This is a genomic window from Kerstersia sp., from assembly GCF_052103615.1.
GTDB lineage: Bacteria > Pseudomonadota > Gammaproteobacteria > Burkholderiales > Burkholderiaceae_B > Kerstersia.
Genome location: NZ_JBQEKA010000074.1, coordinates 1 through 6,106, shown reverse-complemented (window position 1 = coordinate 6,106; position 6,106 = coordinate 1). Strand labels below are relative to the sequence as shown.

The window sequence follows — 6,106 nt, the reverse complement described above, 5'->3', positions numbered from 1 at the left end:
ATCAGCGTCAGTGACCTGCTGAATTCCTTCGTGGAATGGCGCTCCTTCCTGGCTGTGCTGGTGGGTATCGGCGTGGCCTGGCTAGGCGGACGCGGTGTCGTTCTGATGGGCAACAGCCCCCAGATCGTCGCGGGCCTGCTGATGGGCACCCTGATCGGCGTAGCCTTCTTCCGGGGCGTGCCGGTCGGGCCGCTGATCGCTGCCGGCCTGCTTTCTTTGCTGATCGGGAAGTCCTGATTTTGCGGCTGGCAGCATGATCCGGCATTTCGCGATGCTTCTGTTTTGCAATGGCTGCCAAGCATGTCATAATAATGAGCTTGGGGGCCGTTAGCTCAGTTGGTTAGAGCAGAGGACTCATAATCCTTTGGTCGCTGGTTCAAGTCCAGCACGGCCTACCAGTATTGATGCGGCTCACAGCGATGTGGGCCGTATTTTTTTGCTCCGCAATCCGGGCGGCGCTCCGCAAAATCATTGGGTGGGCATGACTTTGTCGCCCAGCCGATTGCGGACGTAATGCTGTAATGCTCAGTCGCTCGGTCATGGCCACCGAACGGTGGCCTAGCTGTTTCTGGGCCTGCCTGATATTCCCTGCTGCTTCGGTTTTATCGGTGCCTGCTTTGGCGCGCAGATCGCGCAGCTGGAAGCGGTCTTTGGCAATCCCCGCCTTCTTGGCCCTGGCTTTGTCAAAGCGGCTGCACATGGCCTCGGCGCTCAGCCTGTGGCCGGTTTCTCGCGCATAATTGAAAACGTGGCTGAACAGGGCCAGTTCCCGGATGGCCCAGATAGCGCCGGCATCGGCAGGCGCAGGCCTGCCATTACGGATGCTAACTCGCAGGAATCGTGCGAACAATCCCGTGCATCCAATGCGGCTGCCAAGAATAAACCGAGCGAATGTGTAACAATAGCAGGCTTAATCAAACTAGAGATAGAGACTGCCATGGGCACCAAAATCGTTACTGAAGCCGACCGCAAGCGCACCCCCCGTCCCGTCCCTCCCAAGGGCACGGCACTTAGCACGAAATTCCGTGGCCAACGTGTGAGCCAGGAGCGTGGCGCGCATACCCACCACAAGAAAAATCCCGGCAAGCGCCCGCACTCGGGTTAATTTTCGGGGACCGTTCGCCGCCAGTATCCTTCTGCTGATACTGGCTGGCGTTCGCTGTATTTGCAGAGGCGCGTCAGCGTTCAAGATACTCAGAGCAGCATTGAATTTGATGGGTTTGCCGGTTTTTGCTCGTACATACCGATCCATGCTTCTCCGCGCAACCCCAGATCATCGAGACGTGACCTGACGAGCATCACAGACTAGTCACGTCCCCAAGCGGGTTCATCTCGCCCCTCAAATCGAGAGTGCAGATACCACTCTCTCAGGAAAGCTCGCAGGTCTTCCGGGCCAGGCAGGCTGATCATGCCAGCCCCCCCCATCAGCTTTTCGCGCTGGGCGCGGTGGTAAGCCAGCATTTGCCGGTCCTCTGCCAGGCGCAAATCGTCAGCTCAGCAGCTTTCTTTCGCGATATACCGATCGCAGTCTGCGATGGCAGACAGGATCTTTCTGCATGTTGGCTACCGGACAGCGGCTTGGCTGTTGGGGGTCAACAAAAACACCGTCCAACGCATCTTCCAGATCAAAGGCTGGCAAGTGCGCAAGCTCCCAATTGGCTTTAGGCAGCGGATCCAGTCACTGCCGTCCGTGGCAACAGCGCCCAATGAACGGGTGGTTTATAGACCTGTGCCGTATCTGGGCAGGCCGGGACGACTGGGCCACGCTGGCGCTGGTGATCGACTGCCATACTATAGGTCGAAACTTGAATTCCTCCGTAAATCGGACCGTGCTCATACCTCTCTCCTAGTGAGTGTTATGAGTCTAAAAAGTGTCTATTAAACCCTGGTCGATTCAGTGTTTATTCGTTGGTTTTCTCTTTAACTGGTTGATATTAAATATATATTGTCTTTCTGTTCGGCTCCGTGTTTAGGGCTCATAATCCCTTTGGTCGCTGGTTCAAGTCCAGCGCGCCCTACCAGTAAAATCAAGCACTGACGCCAGTCCTTAGGGGCTGGCGTTTTGATTTTTAGGCTGTGTGTCAAATTGTCCTTTTCCGGCTCAGGAAATCTCTGCAATATGGCGGCCATTCAAGACTTAGGCCATAAGGTCATTTACTATCGTGGCAGATAAAAATCCCTGCATTTCAAGGTAGCAACCATAGTGGTGGTTGTGCCCTGGGGATGCATGGCACGAATAGGGAGCACACATCGAGATGAAGCAAATGACACGTTTGGGCATCGCGCTGGCGGTTACGGCGGCGATGCTGGCAGTCGAGGCGCAGGCTTGTACCCGAGTGATCTATGAGGGCCCCAACCATACCTTTCTGACGGGGCGGTCCATGGATTTCAAGGATCCCATGGTCAGTAATCTCTGGGTCTTTCCGCGCGGGATGCAACGGCATGGCGCAGCGGGGCCCAGGTCGGTGACTTGGACATCCGCTTATGGCAGCCTGATCGTTTCCGGTTATGAAATTGCCGCGGTGGATGGCATGAATGAGGCTGGTCTCAATGCCAATCTGCTGTGGCTGGCAGATGCGCGCTACCCCGAGGATGACGGCGCAACGCCGCGCATGTCGCTGGCGATTTGGGCGCAGTATTTCCTGGATCAGTTTGCAACGGTTGCAGAAGCGGTGCAGCATGTGCAGGACAAGCCGATGCTGGTGGTAAGCGGCGAGGTGCCGGGGCGTCCGGGCAGCCTGGCGCCACTGCATTTGTCTTTGTCGGATGCCTCTGGGGATAGCGCGATTCTGGAATGGATAGACGGCAGCCTGAAAGTGCATCATGGCCGCGAGTTCAGGGTCATGACCAATGACCCGCCGTTTGATGAGCAACTGGCCATCATGCGGTATTGGCGCGGGGTGGATGGCCGTAGTTTTTTGCCGGGCACGAATCGTGCGCCCGATCGTTTTGTCCGCGCCACTTATTATGCGGATGCCGTGCTGAAAAGCGATGACCCCCGCACGGCGGCAGCAGCGGTGTTCAGTGTCGTGCGGAATGTATCGGTGCCTTATGGCATCAGCCAGCCGGATGCACCTAATTTATCGACAACACGCTGGCGTGTGGTGGCGGATCAGAAAAACAAGCTTTTCTATGCAGAGTCGGCAACGGCGCCAAATGTGTTCTGGGTGGATTTGAAACGCCTGGATTTTTCAGAAGGCGCGCAGACGCTGACGCTGGATCTCGGGGTGGATATGAACCGGATTTTGGCTGGTGAAGTGTCGGGGCAATTTGTGCCGGCGACACCATTCGAATTCAAGTCGGCTGAGTAGGCACTGGCTGGCCATCTTCCGGCTCGCCAGCAGACAGCAGACAGCAGCGGTCCGGCAGGTGGCTGGAAAAAAACGCCACCGGAATCAGGTTTGGTTCCGGTGGCGTTTTTATGGGGGCAGCCAGCCTGGGAGCCACTAGGGGCATCAGGTCATGATCTGCTTCAGGCAGTGATCCAGATGAACATGCCCATGGTCAGGATGGAGAGAATGGTGCTCCAGAACAGGGTGGAGGCCATTTCCTGGGTGCCACACTTGTATTCCACGGCAAAGATGACAGCAATGGAGGCGGTGGGGATGGCCAGGGTGACGGCGACCAGGCCGCGTTCTACGGAAGGCACGCCGACGGCCAGCATGATGGCCAGGATGATGCCGGGCACGAGCAGGTTTTTGCTGATGACGTTAATGATGACAGGCAGCGAAACACTGACTTTCTGCGAAAACAGCACGATACCCACGGCAAAGAGCGCGACGCCGCCTGTGGCCTGGCCCAGCAGCGTAAACGAGCCTTTGAGCGCGCGCGGCATTTCCAGGCCGCTCAACAGCAGAATGAACGCCAGAACAGGCGCCCAGACAACGGGCTGTTTAATCGCCTTGAGCAGGCTGTCACCGGCGATGGCCAGGGCACTTTTCTTGATAGCACCGGTTTCTTCCTGCTTGCCAACCAGAAAAATCAGGGCCAGCGGCACTTGCACCAGGTTCATCAGCAAACTGCCGGTGGCAATGGCGATGTCGGCATCGTTGGGGTAGAGCATGCCCAGCACCGGGGTGCCGATGAATGGCACGGCCGGGCCTGCAATGGCGATGGCCCGCAACGCGGCCAGTTGCGCCGTAGAGCGGAACACAAACAGGGATAGGGCGAAGACCAGCACGAGCCCGCCTATCATGCCGATCGCGGTCCAGACGAACAGCGGGACATTCTGGCTGATGGCTGTCAGCGACGTGCTGAGAATCCCGGCGAACAGCATCAGCGGCAGCGCATAGAGCATGACCATGCGGTTCAGGACGGTGGCCTGATCCTGTGAAAAGCTGCGCTCCCAGCCTGCGAAGTAACCCAGCATCAAGGTCACGACGATAGGCAGCAGGGCGGTGATGATGGTTTCCAGCATCGGTGTCTCTCCAGTCAGGAGGGATAAAAGGACAGGTGCCAGCCGGACAGGCGAGAAGGGCGCGGCAACCCTTCAGGCATGTTGGCTGGCGTAACTGGCAGCTCATGCCAGAAGCCGGGCGCGCTGGCCTGGCTTCTGGCGATCCGCGACCGGATCAGAGCAGGGGCGGAATGGTCGGCAGCACCGGGACTTCCAGCACCGTCGGCCCATTGCGTTTGAAGGCTTCAGCGCAGACAGCGCGGATTTCTTCCACGGTTGTGGCGCGCACGCCATGCGCGCCGTAGCCATTGGCCAGGGCAACGAAGTCCAGGCCAGGCAGGTCCAGGCCAGGGACGCCCGGTGTTTCTTCCAGCAGAGCGAAGGACTTCAGGATGCCGTATTGGCCATTACGCGGCACGACAAACAGAATCGGCAGATTATGTTGTGCGGCGGTCCAGAGGCCCTGGATCGAATATTGGAATGAGCCGTCGCCGATGATGGCCAGAACCGGGCGGTTGCGGCCGCTGTCACGTTCGGCCAGGGCCAGGCCAACGCTGGCAGGCAGGTTCCAGCCCAGGCTGCCGCTGGCAAAGGTGTAGAACGAATCCGGACGGTCAACCGGCCAGGCGGTATGCAGCTCGCCCAGATTGGATGGTGATTCTTCCACCAGTACGGTTTCCGCCGGCGTGGCGGCCCGCAGTGTCTGGAAGAGTGTCAGCGAGGACATGGCACCGTCCTGGCTGGCGTGCTCGGTGCTGGCTGCCGGATGCGGCGCCATGCCGTGCGCTTGGCGCTTGACGGTATTGACGGGGGAGGAGCGGCCCTGCACCAGTTTCTCCAGCGCTTCCAGTGACAGCACGGCATCGCCCAGCAGGCTATCGCCCACCGGCGCGCGGCTGGATTCGGACGGATCGTCCGTGATGTGCAGCAGACGCATGCCTTGCGGCAGGTAGTCGCCTTCCACATAAGGGTAATAGCGGAACACCGGAGCGCCGATGACGATTGCCAGGTCATGCCCTGCCAGCTTTTTGGATAGCGGGCCGATGGCAAAGGGCAGGCCGCCGCTATAGAGCGGGTGAGTTTCGGGGAACGGCGGGCGTTCGGAGGCCGGAGCGGCATAGACATGCGCTTGCAGCTTTTCTGCCAGGGCAATGGCCTGTTGCCAGCCGTCGCCGCGCGCGATGGCGGAGCCATAGATCAGCGCCGGGTTGCGAGCCTGGGAAAGCGCCTGGGCGAATTCGGCAAGCCGGTCGGGATCGGGGGCGATGCGGGTGGTGATAGAGCGGATGACGGCCGCGCTGCTGGCGGGCTTGTCCCAGTCATCCAGCGGGATGGACAGGAAAACCGGGCCTGCCGGCGGTTGCATGGCAATGGCGTAGGCGCGCATGAAAGCCGCGGGCACATCTTCGGCGCGCACCGGCTCGTAGCTCCATTTCACCCAGGGCTTGGGCAGCAGGGAAGGCTCAACGTTGGTCAGCCAGGGTTCCATCAGCAGCATGTCGCGGGTCTGGTTGCCGGCTGTGATGATCAGCGGCGTCTTGTTTTGTGAGGCCGTCAGGATGTTGCTCATCGCGTTGCTCAGGCCGGCCGAGGTATGCACATTGACCAGCGCCGGGCGGCGGGTAGCCTGCGCATAGCCATCGGCGGCGCCGACGGCAGACGATTCATGCAGGGTCTGAATGTAGCGGAAGTCTTCCGGGAAATCCTTGA

Annotated in this window: 6 protein-coding genes and 1 tRNA gene; 4 read left to right on the top strand and 3 right to left on the bottom strand. The window is 59.4% G+C overall.

From position 1 onward, the window contains the following. On the top strand, nucleotides 1-237 hold a 237-nt coding region (locus tag ACTJGZ_RS12895; protein ID WP_441663320.1), incomplete at its 5' end, for a DUF441 family protein. 84 nt (nucleotides 238-321) lie between these two features. Further along, nucleotides 322-398 (top strand) — tRNA-Ile (locus tag ACTJGZ_RS12890). On the opposite strand, the gene ACTJGZ_RS12885 is transcribed toward ACTJGZ_RS12890, so the two are convergent. Further along, nucleotides 377-850 carry a tyrosine-type recombinase/integrase gene (locus ACTJGZ_RS12885; RefSeq protein ID WP_441663319.1) on the bottom strand — a complete coding sequence of 158 codons (474 nt, stop codon included), beginning with the start codon at nucleotides 848-850 and terminating at the stop codon, nucleotides 377-379. The genes ACTJGZ_RS12890 and ACTJGZ_RS12885 overlap by 22 nt on opposite strands. 87 nt (nucleotides 851-937) lie before the next feature. Here ACTJGZ_RS12885 and ACTJGZ_RS12880 point away from each other — a divergent pair, with 87 nt between their 5' ends. After that, nucleotides 938-1,105, top strand: a complete 168-nt coding sequence (locus tag ACTJGZ_RS12880; RefSeq protein ID WP_441663318.1) for a hypothetical protein — start codon at nucleotides 938-940, stop codon at nucleotides 1,103-1,105. 1,159 nt (nucleotides 1,106-2,264) lie between these two features. Further along, nucleotides 2,265-3,311 carry a linear amide C-N hydrolase gene (locus ACTJGZ_RS12875; protein ID WP_441663317.1) on the top strand — a complete coding sequence of 349 codons (1,047 nt, stop codon included), beginning with the start codon at nucleotides 2,265-2,267 and terminating at the stop codon, nucleotides 3,309-3,311. Between the two features lie 161 nt (nucleotides 3,312-3,472). On the opposite strand, the gene ACTJGZ_RS12870 is transcribed toward ACTJGZ_RS12875, so the two are convergent. After that, nucleotides 3,473-4,417, bottom strand: coding sequence for an AEC family transporter (locus tag ACTJGZ_RS12870; protein ID WP_441663316.1), 945 nt, complete (start codon nucleotides 4,415-4,417; stop codon nucleotides 3,473-3,475). A 154-nt stretch (nucleotides 4,418-4,571) separates the two neighbouring features. Continuing rightward, on the bottom strand, nucleotides 4,572-6,106 hold a 1,535-nt coding region (gene mdlC / locus ACTJGZ_RS12865; protein WP_441663315.1), incomplete at its 5' end, for a benzoylformate decarboxylase.